The 17,657-nt window shown below is 51.6% G+C and carries 16 protein-coding genes; 3 read left to right on the plus strand and 13 right to left on the minus strand.

Annotation, left to right across the window (positions count from 1 at the left end; all coding sequences use genetic code 11):
• The first annotated feature begins 33 nt into the window (after positions 1 to 33).
• Positions 34 to 2,664, plus strand: coding sequence for a DNA mismatch repair protein MutS (gene mutS, locus NFR90_RS05110; protein ID WP_251451165.1), 2,631 nt, complete (start codon positions 34 to 36; stop codon positions 2,662 to 2,664).
• A 9-nt stretch (positions 2,665 to 2,673) separates the two neighbouring features.
• Here mutS and NFR90_RS05115 read toward each other — a convergent pair whose 3' ends face one another.
• From NFR90_RS05115 to NFR90_RS05150, 8 genes are all read right to left on the minus strand, one after another.
• Positions 2,674 to 3,195 carry an FKBP-type peptidyl-prolyl cis-trans isomerase gene (locus tag NFR90_RS05115; protein ID WP_160335134.1) on the minus strand — a complete coding sequence of 174 codons (522 nt, stop codon included), beginning with the start codon at positions 3,193 to 3,195 and terminating at the stop codon, positions 2,674 to 2,676.
• Positions 3,196 to 3,278: 83 nt separating this feature from the next.
• Positions 3,279 to 3,758, minus strand: coding sequence for a pyridoxamine 5'-phosphate oxidase family protein (locus NFR90_RS05120; RefSeq protein WP_251451167.1), 480 nt, complete (start codon positions 3,756 to 3,758; stop codon positions 3,279 to 3,281).
• A 58-nt stretch (positions 3,759 to 3,816) separates the two neighbouring features.
• On the minus strand, positions 3,817 to 4,992 hold the full coding sequence (gene bamC, locus NFR90_RS05125; protein WP_251451169.1) for an NlpB/DapX family lipoprotein: 1,176 nt from the start codon (positions 4,990 to 4,992) through the stop codon (positions 3,817 to 3,819).
• 92 nt (positions 4,993 to 5,084) lie between these two features.
• The gene (dapA, locus tag NFR90_RS05130; RefSeq protein ID WP_160335131.1) at positions 5,085 to 5,966 is read right to left on the minus strand and encodes a 4-hydroxy-tetrahydrodipicolinate synthase; all 882 of its coding nucleotides are present in this window, start codon (positions 5,964 to 5,966) and stop codon (positions 5,085 to 5,087) included.
• A 94-nt stretch (positions 5,967 to 6,060) separates the two neighbouring features.
• Positions 6,061 to 6,621 carry a class I SAM-dependent methyltransferase gene (locus NFR90_RS05135; protein WP_251451171.1) on the minus strand — a complete coding sequence of 187 codons (561 nt, stop codon included), beginning with the start codon at positions 6,619 to 6,621 and terminating at the stop codon, positions 6,061 to 6,063.
• Between the two features lie 10 nt (positions 6,622 to 6,631).
• Entirely contained in the window at positions 6,632 to 7,285 is a 654-nt protein-coding gene (locus tag NFR90_RS05140) for a site-2 protease family protein (RefSeq protein WP_202074556.1), read from the minus strand.
• Positions 7,286 to 7,377: 92 nt separating this feature from the next.
• Positions 7,378 to 8,001 (minus strand): L-threonylcarbamoyladenylate synthase, encoded by a 624-nt coding sequence (locus NFR90_RS05145; RefSeq protein ID WP_251451173.1) that lies wholly within the window; start codon positions 7,999 to 8,001, stop codon positions 7,378 to 7,380.
• 325 nt (positions 8,002 to 8,326) lie between these two features.
• Positions 8,327 to 9,166 (minus strand): PHP domain-containing protein, encoded by an 840-nt coding sequence (locus NFR90_RS05150; protein ID WP_251451175.1) that lies wholly within the window; start codon positions 9,164 to 9,166, stop codon positions 8,327 to 8,329.
• A 492-nt stretch (positions 9,167 to 9,658) separates the two neighbouring features.
• Here NFR90_RS05150 and hslO point away from each other — a divergent pair, with 492 nt between their 5' ends.
• Complete coding sequence (gene hslO / locus NFR90_RS05155) at positions 9,659 to 10,609, plus strand: Hsp33 family molecular chaperone HslO (protein WP_251451177.1); 951 nt, start codon at positions 9,659 to 9,661, stop codon at positions 10,607 to 10,609.
• A gap of 66 nt (positions 10,610 to 10,675) precedes the next feature.
• Here hslO and NFR90_RS05160 read toward each other — a convergent pair whose 3' ends face one another.
• From NFR90_RS05160 to NFR90_RS05175, 4 genes are all read right to left on the minus strand, one after another.
• The gene (locus NFR90_RS05160) at positions 10,676 to 11,080 is read right to left on the minus strand and encodes a cytochrome c3 family protein (protein ID WP_160335126.1); all 405 of its coding nucleotides are present in this window, start codon (positions 11,078 to 11,080) and stop codon (positions 10,676 to 10,678) included.
• A 10-nt stretch (positions 11,081 to 11,090) separates the two neighbouring features.
• The gene (locus NFR90_RS05165; RefSeq protein WP_251451179.1) at positions 11,091 to 12,614 is read right to left on the minus strand and encodes an FAD-dependent oxidoreductase; all 1,524 of its coding nucleotides are present in this window, start codon (positions 12,612 to 12,614) and stop codon (positions 11,091 to 11,093) included.
• Between the two features lie 102 nt (positions 12,615 to 12,716).
• Positions 12,717 to 13,430 (minus strand): response regulator transcription factor, encoded by a 714-nt coding sequence (locus tag NFR90_RS05170; RefSeq protein ID WP_160335124.1) that lies wholly within the window; start codon positions 13,428 to 13,430, stop codon positions 12,717 to 12,719.
• A gap of 18 nt (positions 13,431 to 13,448) precedes the next feature.
• The gene (locus tag NFR90_RS05175) at positions 13,449 to 15,500 is read right to left on the minus strand and encodes a sensor histidine kinase (protein ID WP_251451181.1); all 2,052 of its coding nucleotides are present in this window, start codon (positions 15,498 to 15,500) and stop codon (positions 13,449 to 13,451) included.
• A gap of 144 nt (positions 15,501 to 15,644) precedes the next feature.
• Between NFR90_RS05175 and NFR90_RS05180 the strand changes: the two genes are divergently transcribed.
• Positions 15,645 to 16,406 carry a sulfite exporter TauE/SafE family protein gene (locus tag NFR90_RS05180; protein WP_160335122.1) on the plus strand — a complete coding sequence of 254 codons (762 nt, stop codon included), beginning with the start codon at positions 15,645 to 15,647 and terminating at the stop codon, positions 16,404 to 16,406.
• A 112-nt stretch (positions 16,407 to 16,518) separates the two neighbouring features.
• On the opposite strand, the gene alr is transcribed toward NFR90_RS05180, so the two are convergent.
• Positions 16,519 to 17,601, minus strand: a complete 1,083-nt coding sequence (gene alr / locus NFR90_RS05185; RefSeq protein ID WP_251451183.1) for an alanine racemase — start codon at positions 17,599 to 17,601, stop codon at positions 16,519 to 16,521.
• Positions 17,602 to 17,657: the final 56 nt, after the last annotated feature.

The following is a 17,657-nucleotide window of genomic DNA, read 5'->3' on the forward strand; positions in this document are numbered from 1 at the left end:
AAGGTTCTTTGTTTATTCAGAGAGACGTTTCATATGTCCGCTCAGTCCATCCGATTCGAAGATATTGACGAAAACCAGCTGCTCAGCTTCACACCGGCGATGAGACAGTTCGTCGAAATTAAGCAGGCCAACCCCGGACTGCTCATTCTCTATCGCATGGGGGATTTTTACGAAACGTTTTTTGACGATGCGGAAACCGTGCACCGCACACTCGGGCTGACACTGACTTCAAGAAGCGCGCTCGTGAGCGGAGCGCGCATTCCGATGGCGGGCATTCCGTATACAACTCTTGATCAGTACCTGCTTCGCCTCGTAAATCAGGGCTTCAGCGTCGGCATCTGCGAACAAATCGGCGTACCGGGCAAGGGCACTATGGATCGGAAACTGGTCCGCACGATTACGCCCGGAACCCTTACCGATGAAAGCCTTCTGAGCGAGAGAAGCGAAAGCTGTCTTCTGGCTCTCTATGCTTCCGGGAAAAAAGGCAAGATCGGTCTGTCCTGGATGATTATTTCTTCAGGCGTTTTCAAAGCGATCGAAACCGACGAAAGCGCGCTGATGAGCGAGATCGAACGCATCAATCCCTCGGAAATCCTGATTCCCGATTCCATGAGGGACACCGCGGAAAGAGTCTTTCCGGACAGAAGCGTGACGGCGCTTCCCGACTGGCACTTTGATCGGGTGCGGGCAGAAAAAACGCTGCTGTCGCAGTTCGGAACATCGACCCTGGAGCCTTTCGGCATCAGCGACTCTGATCTCTTAATCACTGCGGCGGGCGTTGTCGCCGAGTATGCCCGCGGAACGCAGGGTACTGAGCTCACGCACATCACCGGCATCGTCCGTGAAACAGACAGCGAGCACCTCGGTTTGGATGCGGCAAGCCGCCGCAATCTGGAAATCTCCCGCACGCTGCGGGGAGAACAAACCAATACCCTGCTCTCGACGCTGGATCACTGCAAAACCGCGATGGGCAGCAGAAGACTGCTCTCATGGCTCACATCACCGGCAAGCGCTCAGAAAACCGCATCGGCTCGAAGCGACGCGATCGAAATTCTGCTTGAGTCGATGCTTGAATTGGAAAATATTCAGGACTTCTTAAAGTCCATACCGGATTTTGAAAGAACCGCGACACGAATCGCGCTATCGAGCGTCAAGCCGCGTGAGCTCGCCTCTCTCAGAGACTGCATCCCGTCTCTAAATGTCCTGACGGAGAATATTCAGAAACTTGCCGCGCCGCTGCTTGCGAACACCGCTGAGAAACTGCCGCTTCCTCAGAGTCTCTACGATCTGCTCGACAAGTCAATCAAAAAAGAACCCAATACGTTTATCCGGGACGGGGGCGTCATCGCCGAAGGCTACAGCGCAGAGCTTGACGACCTTCGAGCAATCAAAGATCACGGCGGCAAATTCCTTGTCGAATATGAAGCCAAAGAAAAGGAAAGAACCGGGATCCCTACTCTGCGTGTGGAGTTTAACTCGGTTCACGGCTACTTTATCGAAGTCTCTAAGGCACAGATCGATAAAGTACCCGACAACTACCGAAGACGTCAGACGCTGAAAAACGTTGAACGCTACATCACGCCCGAATTAAAAGAATTTGAGGATAAAGCGGTCAGCGCCGAAGAGCGTTCAAAAGCGCTTGAAAAGCAGCTTTTCGATGAAGTCGTTGAAGAGTGCAAAAAGTACGTCACCGAACTCTTTGAGTCCGCGCACGCGGTGAGTGTTCTTGACGCGCTCTCGTCGCTTGCGACACACGCCGACCTTTATCGCTGGGTGAAGCCTGAATTCACACTCAATCCCGGCATCGATATCAAAGGCGCCAGACACCCAGTGGTGGAACGCACCATTGAGAACTACGTGCCTAATGACTGCGAGCTGTCCGCACAGAGAAAGCTGCACATCATCACCGGTCCGAACATGGGCGGTAAATCAACCTATATGCGCTCTATCGCGCTGATTGTGCTGCTTGCCTACAGCGGAAGCTTTGTGCCTGCGGATTATGCGGAGATCGGACTGATTGATAAGATTCTGACACGCATCGGCGCGGCCGACGACTTAGTGCGCGGACTCTCGACATTCATGGTGGAGATGACCGAAACCGCTTCTATTCTTCGTCAGGCGACGGATCGCAGTCTAGTGCTGATGGATGAAGTGGGCCGAGGCACATCGACTTTTGACGGTTTGTCGCTTGCCGCCGCCATTGCTGAGGATCTGGCCGTCAATCGTCAGTGCTTCACGCTTTTTGCGACGCATTATTTCGAGCTGACGCAGCTGGAAAAAACCGTGCCGAACGTTGTCAACATGCACGTCGCGGCTGCAGAAACCAACCGCGACATCGTATTTCTGCACGAAATCCGTGAAGGAGCCGCTAACCAGAGCTACGGCATCGCTGTGGCAAAACTTGCCGGAATTCCGAGAAATGTCATTCGCGGCGCATCAAAAGTTTTAGAAAAATTGGAAGAGAGGGCCGCTCAGACCGATGATCGGCAGCTCGACTTGTTCTGCGCACCGGCTGAACCTCAGTTCGAGCCGGCTGCGGAAAAAGAAACGGAGCTCAATGAGCTCCTTGATAAGATCGAAGATATCGATCTGGATGATTTATCGCCGCGTCAGGCTTGGGAAGCGCTTGCTGAGCTTCAGAAAACCGCGAAACAGTTCCGATAAATCGAGACCTTATTCGATATCTTTGCGCGTCACATCCGCGACCTGAAGGAAGTCCGGCATCATTTCCGAGGATTCCATTTCTTCGACTTCCTCAGGTGTGGCTTTCTCAACCTTCAAAACCTTGATGATGAACTTGAGCGACCATCCGGCAAGCGGATGGTTGCCGTCAAGATAAACGCGGTTCTCGTCGCTTCCGATTACCGTATAAATATGTTCGTCTGTCGGGTCGTTGGGAACACCTTCAAGCCTCATCCCCTCTTCCACGTTGTCACCGAGAAGATTCAGCGGGACCGCCTTAATCAGCTCCGGATCGCTCTCGCCAAACGCGTCTTCAGGCTCCAGCGTAACGTTGACAACATCTCCTTCTTTCTTGCCCAGGAGTGCTTTTTCCAGAGCCGGAAAAATATCGCCGTGTCCGAAAAGCACCGGGATACCTTCAGCGGGGCCTTTTTCAATTTCTTCGCCTTTGAGATCGAACATATCGATCTGCAGCCAGGCAACTGTATCCGGACCAATGGTTGTTTGTTCCATAGTTATCTCTTCTTCTCAGTATTTCAATCGGCCTATCCTACGTCCTAAAAACGGCAGGACAGCGCAAAATCCGCTCAGATCGGTTATTTCACACAAATTTTGCAGGAGAAACTCTCAAGCTCCATGCACAGAACTTCAACCGCCTCTGTCATTTCTTCAGTGAAGTTTTCTTCAATACCCGAATAATGCTTAAAGACAACTTTAAGTCCGTGCGCTTTTTCCTGAGCGTCTTCTACAATACGGAGCCGTCCGCTTCCCATGAAACTGCGGTAAGAAAATCCGCTGCGGCAGACCACCACCGGATCGAGATACAGTTTGCCGTCACAGAAAGCGCTGACAGCTGCACGATCATGTCCGTTTCTCAGAATACTGAGTCTTCTGCCTTCATGAGCGCAGTGACTGTAAAAACGCATTTTTCCGTCTTCAGTCATTTCATAGCCGAAGGACATCGGTACGGAGTAAAGCTCTTTGCCGTCATAGAGGCCGTAAGTCACCGCCTGGCAGTGATCAAGGACATCTTTGATTATTCCAATATCCGTAACTTCTCGGTCGGTTCTTCTCATAGCTTCACCTAAGAAAAAACCGGATAGCATTTATCCGGTTTGTGTTTTGATTAACTGACTAGCGAATCTGTTCCTGGAGCAGATTCAGGATTCTCGAAGAGGTACTCAGCGGATCTGTCTTATCGCTGTCGGGCATTGCCGTAACCTTTGTCTTATCTCCGTCGGAAGTCAGACATACGCGATACAGCGGAGCATCGATCGGTTTTTCTTTTCCGAACCAGCGAGCAAACAGTCCTTCATCATTTCTCTTCTTAACTTCGTAATCCGGGTCAAGGTAGCGGATGAAGTAAATGCCCTGTGCTCTGTCACGGTCGGCAATCGTCAGACCGACTCGATCAAGACCGACACCGACTCTGCGCCAAGCGCGATCGAACGGCTCATCAACTTCAAGCGCCTCGGTCTTGCCGTCAGCGCCTCTGATTTCGCGGCTGATATAAACCGGCTGTGCCTTCTGAAGTGCAGGCTGTTTTTCGATTTCTTCACGTGTCTTCTGTTTCGGGTTGTAGTCGTTTTCCAAACGCAGCGAGAGACGCGTCAGCATTTCGGCTTCCAGCTCTTTATCTGCGGGAGCAGGCTGCCAAGCGGTGTGTTCTTCGGAACTGTTGGTATAAACCTCGATCATGCGGCGGTTCGTCACATAAATATCAGTTCCGCCGTTGGCGTTGCGTTCCAAGCGGGTGCGGTAGCGATCTCTTTCGCCGGTGGAATACACGGTATCAAGGATCTTGCCAAGCGTCGCACGAATAATATCCTGCGGCAGATTAGCCTTGTTTTCCGCCCAGTTTGTTTCCATCACGCCTGCTCTCGGATCTTCACGTTCGACCTGAAGTCCGACGGAAGGCCAGAAATCTAAAACATTTTCCCAGACCTGATCGGGCGGGAGATTGACCTGCAGGTAACGCTGGCCGTCTTCCTTAATGATCTTGGTCATGACTGTCTTCGGCAGGACCGGAACAGCGGCGCCGACTTCTGCCTGAACTCCGGCAGCAGCCTTGCGGGCTTCCTCGACATCCGCAACCTGTGTCGCTGTCACAACTTGAGGCTTGCCGGGAACCGTAAAGCGATCATCAACCGGGATCTGAGACAAATCCGGAGGAACTTCTAAAGGCGCACGGCTGGAAGTGGTTTCATACTGAATCTTCTCGTCAGTAAATTTAGAACCTAAATACTGACAGCCGGTTAACGATACGGCCGCTACAGCCAGGGTTAAAGCTCGCAGAGGAAATCTGCCCATTCTGAACTCCAAATCTTCCCTTGGTCGGGATACAAAAATTGATTTAAGGCGGTCATTTTAGACTATGCCGCCTTAATTTAAAAACTTACCGATTAAATACAGCCGCCGATCTGCAGCGCACGTTCAACCTGCTCTCTCTTACTCGGTGAAAGCGGCACCAGCGGAAGGCGAATACCGCCCGGGATCAGACCCATGCGCTGAAGCGCCCACTTCGGAGCAACCGGGTTAGGTTCGCAGAAGAGTTCCTTATGGAGCGCCATCAGACGGTCGTTGATCGCACGGGCACCCATCACATCATTCTGCAGAGCAAGCTCGCACATCTCAGACATCAGACGAGGCGCGACGTTGGCGGTGACGGAAATCACGCCGCTGCCGCCCATGAGCATCAGCGCAAGCGCGGAATCATCGTTGCCGCTGTAAATCGCAAATTCTTTGTCTTTAGCAAGACGGCTCATCAAATCTGCCGCACGCGCCAAGTCTCCGGTCGCGTCTTTGACACCAATAATGCCCGGAACTTCGACAAGACGCAGGATGGTGTCGTTTTTCAGATCCGCAACGGTTCTTCCCGGTACGTTGTAAAGAATCATCGGCAGATCAACCGCTTCGGCGATTGTTTTGAAATGCTGATACAGACCTTCCTGAGTCGGTTTGTTGTAATAAGGAACAACCTGAAGAGAGGCTGCCGCGCCGACGCTTGCGGCATATTCGGTTAATTCAATCGCTTCGCGCGTGGAGTTGGATCCGGTACCGGCGATAATAGGAATACGACCGGCCGCCGCTTCCACCGCAACGCGAATCAGCTCGTTATGTTCGGGAAAATCCACCGTCGGGCTCTCACCGGTGGTACCAACCGCCACAATCGCGTTTGTGCCGGCAGCAATGTGCATCTCGATAAGATTTCGATAGGAATCGTAATCAATCGATCCGTCTTCGAACATCGGCGTCACAAGTGCAACAATACTTCCTTTAATCATTCTTCTCTCCTGAGACTTGATAGATTGAGTTGCTCCATTTTAACGAATAAGAACGCCTATCCGTTGTTTTAAAAATGATTATGCGAGCAAAACACTAGGACCTGAGGGATTTTTGAGCTAAAAACTGCTGGAAGCAGTCCCCCTTTTCTCCTAACTCCTGTCCGTAAGCAAGAATTTCCATCTGATCACGGTACACATCGATAAGCTCAAGCGGCTTCAGAACAAAGTCCGGGTTCTTCGCGCGATTGCCGTCAAATCCGGGATAAGGGAGCATGAACGTTTCGTAGATCAGGAATCCGTCTTCTTTCAAAACCTCAAAGAGGTTCTGATACAAACGACGCTCCAGATAGAAACTCACCAGAACCGCGTCAAAACTTTTCGGTTCAAAAGGCCAAGGGCTGCCCTCAAAGTCGGCCTGAACAAAAACGGCCCCGGGGATTGCTTCGATGTAGGGGCGGCAGCGCTCATCAATATCGGCGCCCACCACTTCAAAACCGCAGGAGGCCAAAAGACGCGTGTTGCGTCCGCAGCCGCAGGCCAGATCCAGAACTCTGCCGCCTTTAGGCAGCTTCGGAATAAAACGCTTCACCCATTCGGAGGGGGCCCCCTTCAGTCCTTTGAGCAAGTGTTCGCTCGGAATATACGGCTCTTTCATCTTTTTTTACTCACAGGAAAAGTCTGACAATGGAGCTTCCCAAGTGCATGAACGGTCTCATGAAGAAAGAAAGCGTGCCGGTAAGAATCAGCGCAAAAAGAATATACATTCCGTAGGGCTCAATTCTTGAATACTGCCAGGCCATTCCGGGAGGCAGCAGACCTGTTACGATTCGTCCGCCGTCCAGCGGAGGAATCGGAATCAGATTCAGCGCCATCAGAACGATATTGCAGCTCACGCCGGCAAGACACATTTGCGCGAGAAAGTCGCTGTCAATGCCGGCAATAAAAAGAATCTTCAAAATAATCGCCCAAATAACCGCCTGAACAAGATTTGCGCCGGGGCCGGCCGCCGCGACCCAAATCATATCGGTCTTCGGATTGCGCAGGTTGCGGAAATTGATCGGAACCGGTTTTGCCCATCCGAAAATGATGCCGCTCATGCCGGTGACCGCGCTCATGATAAGAAGCGCGCCTGGAACCAGAATGGTGCCGACCGGATCGATGTGTTTAATCGGATTGAGCGTCAGACGCCCGAGCATATAGGCAGTTGGGTCTCCGCACATCCTGGCGACATAGCCGTGCGCCGTCTCGTGGATGGTGATCGCAAAGATCAGAGGAATCGCGTACACCGTGATCGTCTGAATGATTGAAGCAATATCCATGTTTTTTCTTTATTCCAATAATTATTCGTAATTTCTTACTCTAATCAATTGCGGTCCGCTCTCGGCCTTCTGTTTTGTTAGCAAATGTGCGGTTATAGACCGAGCGCCTTGGCGCTTCCGAGTCCCTCTCGAACGATTTCCGGAGCGTCGCCCGAAAGATCCACTACAGTCGTGTCTCCGATTGCGGAGCTTCCATCGTCAAGCACAAATGCCAGCTGATCTCCGATACGGTCCTGAATTTCCCAAGCGGAGGAAAGCGCCTCTTCTTCCCCCGGCATGATCACCGTTGTACCGATAAGCGGCTCTCCGATTTTTTCCAGCAGTGAATGAAGTACTTTATTTGATGGAACTCTGAGTCCGATTGTTTTTTTTGAAGGATGTGCGAGACGGCGAGGCACCTCGCGCGTCGCTTCCAAAATGAATGTATAAGGTCCCGGCGTCACGCTTTTTGCCATACGGTAACCGGTATTGTTGACTCTGGCGAGATGACTCATCTGAGAGAGAGATTCGCACAGAAGCGTAAAGTGTTTTTTTTCACCAAGCTGACGAATCTTTCTAATTTTATCCAGTGCTTCTTTGTCATCGAGACGACACACCAAAGAAAATCCGGTATCTGTCGGAACTGCCGCGACCTGACCGCGGCTGAGGAGCTCCGCTGCCTGATTAATTCGGTGCGGCTGAGGACTGTCAGGCATAACCTGAAGAATATATCCCATGATTGACTCCTATTGAATTCGTTATTAATTAATCTTTGTATAAATCCCCGATCCTTCGAGGCCTGCCTGATAATTGCCCTGCCTTGTCTGCTGCCGGACAAAACGCGGGTTCATTGTAGATTTCTCATATTGCCCTGACAAGAGCGTTAGGTCCTGTTATGACGCATTGCTTTGCGGATTTCTTCAGCACATTTTCGTCGTCTAAAGTTCACAGACAAAAAGACGAAGCCGATGAAATAGGATCAGACTTTCTGGCGCCGACTGTGCCGAGATATCTTATGTTTTTGATGCATGGACGAGTTCAGGCAGCCCTGACCGTTCGAAGCTACGAGAAATGGCGCCAAACCGGATCAAGATTGGACGGGAGATCGCCCTGAAGCCCCAGCTGCGCAGGCGAACCTTCAAAATGAAAATCACTTCCCGTGGAGACCCAGAATCCCAGCTTCTCAGCCATCTTGGCGTAAATTTCAGCCTGGCCGGGCTTATGACTTCCTGTCGTCACCTCAAAAGCTTTCCCGCCTGCGGCTGTGAACTGCGCAAACATCTCATCAAATGCCCACCTCTTGAGCGGGTAGCGTCCGGGATGCGCTAAGACAGGGATGCCGCCCGCATCCGATATTGCTCTGACAGCCGCGGCGATCGGGGTAGTTTCTCTCGGCACATAGGCCGGTTTGCCGGTGCCGACCCATTTGCGAAAAGCGTCCTGTCGATCTTCGGCCTTCCCGATTTTTACCAGCCAATCCGCAAAATGAGGCCGTGCGAGCAGCATGGAATTTGCCGCCTGCTCCCGAGCACCCTCCAGAGCTCCGTGCAGTCCGAGTTCTTCAAACTTCTCTGCCATTTTGAGGGCGCGATTAAAACGTTTTGCCCGAATATCTTTGAGAAGGTTCTGCAGTGCTTCATTTTTTTGGTCGAAATTCAGACCCACAATGTGGATCGGCACGTGAGCGAAATCCGTACTGACTTCACAGCCGGTCACAAAGTCCATACCAAGCTCTGAAGCCGCGTCTTTCATTCTTTCCAAACCTGCCGTTTCGTCGTGATCGGTAAGCGAAATCAGCTCCACACCATTGTCATACGCTTTTTTAGCCAATTCCTCCGGAGTCAGTACTCCGTCAGAAAAAATCGAATGCATATGCAAATCCGCTCTCTTGTACTCTTTCACACTTACCTCTTTTGCTGAGCTGCCCGCGACTTCAGCGACACACCAGCCGCACTCTTTATCAATGTATTCCGCGGCCGCTGAAGGAAGATCAGGTTAATTGAAAGACGATTCCTGCAGCTGCGCAGTTTCATATCTCATCGAACAGATTACCGTTTTTGTCTTAAAAAACTGTCCGCTGCGCTAGATTTTTTATCAGCGGAGGGCCGCTTCTGCAAAACTGATCTGTCTCTTTGGAAAGCGAATCTTAGATTTCCTTCCGCGATTTTGCCTCACTTAGTCTTAAGACGGATCCGACTTTACTAAGCGTGCTAAACAATCGCTTACAAACACTGCGAGCGAAGAACCTGCCTGGGATCCGCATGTTCCGCCTTCTTCGCACTATGGACACGACTGGTAAGATTGAGACCGTTTTGGACATTTTGGTTACTAAGTAATTTGAGCAGTCGATAAAATGACCGACCGGTCAGTGACTTAGTTGTAGATAAATTGAATATGACAGAAAATAAACAAGAAAACCTTTCGAACCGCATGATTAAGTTCCTCTTTGAAGGAGCTCCGGTTCGCGGCGCCGTCGTTCAGTCCTCTGACGAATGGCAGAACATGATTCGTTTCCATAAATACCCGGAAAATGTCGCTTCGCTGCTCGGACAGTTTGCTGCCGGTGCGCTTCTTTTATCAAGCACTATCAAATTCGACGGCGCTCTGATCCTTCAGGTTAAAGGCTCCGGTCCGATTCAGCTGATCGTAGTCGAAGTCAGAACACCGCTTTCGGTCCGCACTATGGCTCAGCTTCGCGAGGGTGCAGAAATCACGCCGGATATGGACCTGCAGGCGCTGATCAATCAGGACAACAAAGGCCAGTGCGCCATTATTCTTGATCCTAAAGGCCGCAGAGCCGGCGTCCAGCCCTATCAGGGCATCGTGCCTCTGTCCGGCGCCACCGTCGCGGAAAATCTCGAGGGCTACATGGTACGAAGCGAACAGCTCGAAACCAAACTCTGGCTTGCTGCAAACGGCCAAAAGATCGGCGGACTTCTGGTTCAGAAGATGCCGGGTACCGGCGGAACAGCCGCCGAAGCCAATGACCCTGACGCCTGGGGCAGAATCATTCAGGTCGCCAATACCGTCAAGAACGAAGAACTTCTGGAGCTGGCCGCGCCGGAACTTCTGCATCGCCTCTTCTGGCAGGAAAAAATGAAACCGATCGCCGAGGACGACGTCAGCTTCAGCTGCAACTGCTCACGCGAAAGAACTTCTTCCATGCTGCAGCAGCTCGGCTATAAAGAATGTATGGATATCATCAAAGCCGAAGGCAAGATCGATGTCACCTGCCGCTTCTGCAACCAGACACAGACGTACACACCTGAAGAAGTTGAAGCGCTCTTTATCGAGGCCAATCCGGACGCCGGCGCCAAGGGCGCTGATCCGAAGCGTCCTCAGTAACCGCTTCTAGGTAAATAAATGCCTTCGATTCCGCAAGGACTCGAAGGCCTTTTTGTTTATAGCGTGTTACTTCGGATCTTTCATATTCCACGCTTTAACGTCGTGGCACGTCGCGCAGTCATTAACGCTTGCCCTATGCTCTCTGTGGCAGTCGGTGCAGTCCTCCGTACGGCCGAAATGATAGCTGTCGTGCGGATTCACTAAAGCGATATGCTCCTTCACTTCGCCCGTCTTAGGATTTTTCATGCGGGACGTGTAGTTAAGACGTTCCGTACTTTTCGCAAGCTGATCCTGATTGTGGCAGGTGACGCACTGCGCGGTCGGTACCGGTGCAAACGTTCCGTTCTGATGACAGCCTGTGCATTGAATATTTCTCTGTGCATGCTTACTCATCTGCGGCATCTGAGCGGAAGCGGCAGCGGCAAAAATGAGCGAACACAGCAGGACTGAGGTTTTGAGTATTGTCTTCATTGATTTTCTCCTATTGACGCTTACGCTGAGCCGCGTTTTCCGCCGCAAGCATGGCAAATACACAGCATTCGGGCATTGAGCAGGCCGTCATGCGTTCCTGTCCGTGAAGACCGCCGGAGGCCTCTCCGACGACATAAAGTCCTTCAATCGGTTTGCCGTCGGCAAGCGCGATCGCGCGGCCCCTGAGGTCCGTACGAATTCCGCCGGGCGTGTAATTTAACCGCGGATTGATGACCATCGCATAAAGCGGACCGCTTAAGTCGAGCGTCTGCACTTTCCTTCCGGAGCGCTCCATCTGCTTATCAAAATCGGAGTCTTTGCCGGCTGCAATCAGTTTGTTGTACTTTTCAAGCTCATCAGCGACAACTTTGGGATCAGCGCCGTACGCCGCACACAAATCTTTCAGCGAATCGTACTTGTACATCGTGCCGTCAATACCGTTGAGGCCGTTCAGAGAACGCTGGACACGATTAAGGTTGTGGAATTTGCCGAGCGCTTTTTCGTCGTAAATAATGAAGGGCTTTTTATCGCCGTTAGTCATTCTTCTCAGAAGAACCGACTGCGCAAGCGCGTTTCTCGTGAGCCCCTCATTCAGGAACCTGCGGCTTGTCGCCGGATCGATCATAACGCCCCAGATCATATCTTCAGTCGGCAGCGGATAAGCGAAACGGAATAAGGACAAATGTATCGGCTGAGCGCCCGCTTTCACTAAAATCTTGAGCGCGCCGGAAGTCGCGCCGGGATTTGTCGTTGTCGCCACGCCGGCAAGAAACGGAACTTCCGCAGAACGAAATGCTTTGTCTCTGGCGTAACCGCCGGTCGCGAAGATGACGCCCTGATTGGCGCGGATCTTTTTCTCCACGCCCGTACGATTGGTCAGATCGTCGCTCTCAGGCGTATCAAAGTAATAATTCTCTCTGACTTTCAGACCGACCACCGCTTTCTTATCATCAAAGAGGACTTCATCGGCTTTGCAGTGCACTCGAACGGTCACGTTCTTAAGACCTTCCATGTACTTCCACAGCGCGTTCAGAAGACCGGCGCCGTCGCCCTCGGAAATCAGCACGCGCGGCTGGGAGTGACCGCCGAGCTTCAGAAGCCGTCCGTCCCACTTAACGCCTCTTGCGGTCATAAACGCTTCTGCTCTGGCGGTATTTTTCGCCATTTCCAGGGCTTTCTCATAGTCGCCCATAGAGCCGGACACTTTGTACATGTCAGAGGCAAGCTGCTCCGGAGAATCCTGGATGCCTTTGGCCTTTTGCGCGGGAGATCCGACACAGGCAAAATTCAGGCCGCTGATGCGGGAGGTACCCCCAAGACGGCTCATCTTCTCAATCATGAGCACTTTGGCGCCCTGCTCAGCTGCGCTCAGCGCGGCCATTGTTCCGGCAATACCGCTGCCAACCACAATAATGTCGAATGTCTCGTCAAAGGACGGTTTGTCCTGAGCCTGCGCGCCGCCTGCGGAGACCGCGGCCGCCGCGGCCGCGGCTGCCGTCTGAAGGAACTTGCGTCTGCAAAGAGATGAGGTCATATATTTTTCTCCTAGTGTTGAGAAATGGTTTTATATGACCCTCAGTGTGGCGCAAAGATGTTTCCAAGCCGCCACGAATTTTTCAAAAAGATTAAAAAAACGCTACAAAACTTCTTCCGAAAGATCTTCAATGTAGTAGCCGATGCCGGAGTAGGATGCGATCGCCGTTCCGGCCAAGCCCGCCTCCGTCAGCTTTTTGCGAATGCGGGAAAAAGACACGCGAAGATAATTGAGCTCGCCGATATATTCCGCGCCCCACACCTGACGAAGCAAATCCTCATGCGTGAAGATTGTTCCAGGACGTTTATTTAAAACCAGCAGCAGACGGAATTCGGTATCCGCAAACTTAATATCAGCATCTTTGTAGCGGCACATTCTTCGATCCGGGAACATCACCAAGTCTCCGTTGTGCACAGTTTGTTCGGGTGCCTTTTCCGAATTAACGCGGCTTCTTCTCAATACCGCTTTGATACGCGCCGTCAGCTCTTCCATCGAAAACGGTTTGACGACGTAGTCATCGGCTCCGAGCTCCAAAGCCTTTGTTTTAATGCGGACTTCATCACGAGCCGATAAGAATATCGTCGGAATCGAGTACCTTTTACGCATCTCACTAAGAAATGTCAGTCCGTCAACCTCCGGCATCATATAGTCAAGAATGATAATGTCCGGTTTGCTCTTCTCAAGCAGAAACATTGCTTCTTCGGCCGACGCAGACAGGAGAACATCAAATCCGAAACCGTCGAGTGAACGAGAGAGAAGGCGCCTGATCTTGCTTTCGTCATCAATAATCAGGACTGTCGGTCTGATGCTGTTCATCATTATCTCCGCCGGGTTTTAAAAAATGGGTAATTCAATTGTAAAAACCGATCCGACTCCGGGCGTACTTCGCACCGAAATCGTTCCCTCATGAAGTTCTGCAAGCCGCTTGGTAATAAAGAGCCCGAGCCCTGTTCCGCTGATCCTGCGCGCAGAATCCATTCTGCACTGATAGAACCGATCAAAAACCTTTTCGCAATCAGCGCGTTCCATCCCGATTCCATTATCAGCAATTGTAATGACAAGACGGTCCTCTCTTCGCTCCGCATGCAGTGACACCCGACAAGGCCTTTCCGCCGAGCGGTAACGGTCCGCGTTGGAAAACAAATTCAGGAGTATTTGCAGAAACGCCTGTTTGTCGATAAACGCGGCTTTAGCCTCTTCGCTGATAGATACCTCGCAGCTGAAGTCATCCTGCCGAAGAAAACGTTTAAGCGCCTTTGAAATAAGCGGTTTTATGAGACAAAGCTCCCGATGAATCATATAGGAGCCGGACTCAAGTCTTGCCACATCAAGCCAGCGGGAAATTAAAGACTTCATTTCGTCTGCTTCATCAAGCAGCGCCTGAGCTGAAGATTTCAGCGCGTCACGGTCGGAGTTGTTGCGCAGATATTCCGCTTCGAGACGAATACAGGAAAGCGGCGTTTTGAGTTCGTGCGCCGCAACACCGATCAGCTCATCCTTTAATTTATCGACCTGAACCTCGGATGTGGCGTCCCGCATCAACACAACGACTAAGTCGTCTTTATCGATCTTCAGAGCGCGTAATTCATAAATAACTTTCTCGTGTTCACGGAAAATTTTCCCAAACGGGTTGGCGATGGCTGCTTCAATAACCTCATCAAGCTTGAGGGAGCGATCAGAGAGCACTGCCTGGGCCGCTTTATTGGAAAACAAAATACCGCCTTCTCTATTAAGAAGAACGACACCCTCGCTAATATCCGAGAAGACCACGCGCAGCATCGACTCCTGTTTATGAATCACATCCACCTGAGCCTGCACTTTATCTTCCAAGGATCGATTCAGCTGACTGAGCCTCTCGGTGGCTTCGTTCAATTTCTTCTGCATACGGCTGTAAAGCACCTGAAGCTGAACGATTTCTTTAGGAGAGCGTACTCGTTCGGATTTATCCGGAAGACTTCTGCCCGCCTGCATCTGCTTTGAGAGCTTTTCCACCGCACGCGCCACCGATACGGAAGCGGCATATCCGAACAAAATTGCCGTACACGCGGTAAAGAGCCAGACGATTAGATTGTTAAAAAGCAGTTTCTTATAGACACCGGCTCGATCTGTCTCGCTTGAGAACACGCCAACCAGCCAGTCTGAGCGGCTCAGCGGCTGAAGTATGCCGAGAAAACCGTTGATCGATATGGCCGAGGCACCCTTCGTGACCACTTTCAGTTCCGAAGAAGTCAGGTTCACTGCACCGGTTCCTTTTGCGGATGAAGAAAAAATTTCTCTGCCCCTGCGGTCAAAAATCGCGATTCGAAACTTGTCATCAGGCAAATCCTTCAAAACCGAATCGGAAAGCTCCCTCAAATCGAGCGCCGCCACCGCCAAACCCAAAAACTCCGATCCTTCGTACACAGACTTAGTGATGTTGACAATATCGCTGCGGGTCGCACCAACCGCATGGACAAGCCCGGACACGGTGACATCGGAGCTTCCCGCTCCTTTCCAATGGTCCCGACCGTTATGTGAAATTCCGAAGTTCGGCTCCCCTCGATCATTGAACCGCGGAGAAAAGGCGACGCTTCTGCCCTCAGCATCATCGAAATGGATGTTCAGAATTTCGGGCGCGCTTCGTCTGAGTTCATCTAAATGCCTCGAGAGTTTTTCCTGCTGATGACGCTCCTCCTTAAAGTACTCGGCGGCAACGCTGATCAGTCTTAGAGAAGACTCGAGCTTTGCATCAAGGCGATCGGAAACATACAGCGAAATCTGCTTTCGATTGGTTTCTTCCTTTGCGAGCTCATTCTGTGCTGACGAATACTGAAGCAGCCCGAGCACAACACACGGGAAGGTCGCGGCGGCCGCAGAAATGCAGAAAAGGATCGTACGAAATCGCATGGACAGTCGCTTTTTAAGAAGGAAGCTCGACTCATTATCTCCTAATTTCGCAGGCCGTTCGCTTGGCGTTTTCCATACTACGGACTTTCATAAAATCAAACAGCAAAGAGGATAATGTTGGTAAACCACAAAAAAGCTCAATCCATGGAAATCACCTTAACCATCATTCTGATCTGCTGCGCAGCCTTCTTTATTGCAGGATTCGTCGACTCTATCGCCGGCGGAGGCGGTCTCATCACAATGCCCGTGCTTCTTCTGCTGGGACTTCCCGCGCATTACACGCTCGGCACAGCCAAACTCTCTTCCTGTCTCGGTTCACTGACTGCGCTTATCACCTTTTGGAGAAAAGGAGCCGTCATAAAAGAAGTCGTCATACTCGGCGTTATCACGTCCTACTTGGGCGCTGCGGGCGCTTCCGGCGTCACGCTTCTTCTCTCAAATGAACTGATGACGATCATCATGATTTTTATGCTGCCGCTCGGGCTTCTGATCTCGCTCTTTTGCGGAGCCCTAAAGCTGGACGATCAGCCGCTTCCGAAGAAAGGACTTTGGTGGCGAGTCAGCGCGATCGGTCTTTCCGTCGGCTTCTACGAAGGGTTTTTCGGGCCCGGCGCGGGAAGTTTCTTTCTGATCGGAATCCATCTGCTGCTCCATGCAGGTTTAGTGAAATCTTCCGGCACAGCCAAGGCGTTCAATATCGCGGGCAATCTCGGCGCAGTCACAACCTTTGCATCGGCCGGAACCGTTGTATACGCGCTTGCGGTTCCCTGCGCCATTGCCAGCATTCTGGGCAACCATCTCGGAGCCGCCTATGCGGTAAAAGTCGGCCCGCGTCTGATACGCAATATGCTTTATGTCGTGCTCTTCATGCTCCTCGTATCGCTGGTCGTTAAATTTGTTATCTAAGAGAATGCTCAGCGCTTCAGAACCTAACGGTTACAGCGCAATATTGAGAAAATATTGAATATCAATAAAGTCACAGCGGCAGGAGCGTTCGACGGGAAAATACCGGGGGCGGTTACTTCAAAACGCGGGGAACGCGCTTGGCTACCGCGCATAGTAGTTCATAACCGATGGTGTCAAATGACGCGGCCGCTTCGTTCACTGAAAGCTCCCTGCCCCAAAAGACCACTCTGCTGCCTAAGCCCGCCTGCGGCACATCCGTCACATCAATCGTCAGCATATCCATCGAAACATTGCCAACCACCGGGGCAAAACGCCCTTCAACAAAAACTTTGCGGTCTTTGCCCGATTTCCTCGGATAGCCGTCCGCATAGCCGCAGGCGACAATCGCCAGACGCGTCGGCCGCTGCGCGATGAATTTGGAGCCGTAGCCCACCGCTTCTCCGACTTCGAGATCCTGCAGCGCCATAATCTCACTCTCGAAATTCATCACAGGCTCAACTCCAAGGGCTTCGGATGTGATGTTTCCATCAGGGCTTACACCGTACATTGCAATGCCTGCGCGCACCGCATGATCCAGCGCCTCGGGATGCCAAAGAATGGCTCCGGTATTGGACAGACACATATTCCCATACGCTCTGAGCGCCTGAAGGGCCGCAAGCTGCTTCTCAACCGTCACCGGCCGATCCTGAGGATAGGTCAATTCAGCGTTCGCAAAATGCGCCAAAATATCCGCGACTACCACATTGGGAATTGCCTGAAGCCGCTCAAGCACGCCTTGAATCCGATCCGGCCTAAAACCCAAACGATTCATGCCGGTGTTGCATTTCACATGCACGCGAAGCGGTTTTTTAAGCTGCGCGCGCTCAAGCCACTCAATCTGCCGCTCCTGATGAATCAATGTTTCAAAGTCATACTCGGATGCGGTTTGAATATCCGCTTCACTGAAAACGCCTTCAATCAGAAGAATGGGCTTGCGCCAGCCCGCTTTGCGCGCCTGCACGCCTTCGGAGGGATCGAGCAGCGCAAGACCGTCAACCGCTTTGTCAAAGACCGGCAAAAGACCGATAAGTCCGTGCCCGTATGCGTCCGCCTTAACAACCGCCCAAAAAAAACGCGCTCCGGCTTTTTCTCGAAGACATTCAATGTTTCTTAAAAGCGCAGAAGAATCAATAACGGCACGAATAGGTCTTGTCATGACGATAAATCCAAGGATTGAGCAATTCCTACATTCTAGCGACTTACCGTCACGAA

The sequence above is a fragment of the Parasutterella muris genome (genome assembly GCF_943193095.1).
GTDB lineage: Bacteria > Pseudomonadota > Gammaproteobacteria > Burkholderiales > Burkholderiaceae_F > Parasutterella > Parasutterella muris.